Here is a 642-nt window from a genome sequence, read left to right as displayed (position 1 = left end):
ACGTTATGCACAATGCCGAAAAAAATCAGAGAATTCAAGAACCTAACGCAAAAAATTATAAATATCAGTTAAATGAAAAATGAATTTGAAAATTTGACAAAGACTTCTATAACTTCTCTAATTGAAAGTGGAATAGTTAAATCAGTTACTGTAGAACAACTAAACGAAAATAACCGATTAATAGCTACGCTTACGGGGAAAAATTCCACTTATGCAGAAATATTAATTGGTAAAGAATCTTCAAAAATAATTCTTAAAAGTGGTGGCTTATCTGAAAGAATGCTAAGTGAATCAAGCTTAGTGTTAATTGATGGCGAACTTGGGAAAAATTTGAGATTTACTACTACTGAATATTCAGATGTTGGTAAAGTATTAGGAATTGAAGAAGTAAAAAGTAAAAAAATAAAAAATTTTGAAGCTAAACAACTTTTATCAATAACTGAAATTTTAGAAAGTTATTGGAGAGATTGATAATGGAATCTTAATTGACAAATACAACATTGAAAATATAGGCACTGTGCATAACAGCCGTTTGGCGTGATTGGGGGTTTAGTGGAATTAGCGTTTTTTTACTACATTTACGTTAAGCCGAAAATACTCGGTTTCAAAAGTCCCCAACCACGCCAAGCGCCAAGACGTTAG

1 protein-coding gene is annotated in these 642 nt (G+C 31.2%); it reads left to right on the top strand.

The features are described from left to right. Nucleotides 1–72 precede the first annotated feature (72 nt). Nucleotides 73–471, top strand: coding sequence for a hypothetical protein (locus H2650_RS15720; protein WP_188051776.1), 399 nt, complete (start codon nucleotides 73–75; stop codon nucleotides 469–471). The last annotated feature ends 171 nt before the right edge of the window (nucleotides 472–642 follow it).

The organism is Flavobacterium sp. GP15 (assembly GCF_014281985.1).
Classification (GTDB): Bacteria; Bacteroidota; Bacteroidia; order Flavobacteriales; family Flavobacteriaceae; genus Flavobacterium; species Flavobacterium pygoscelis.
This window is presented reverse-complemented; position numbering and strand designations above follow the sequence as displayed.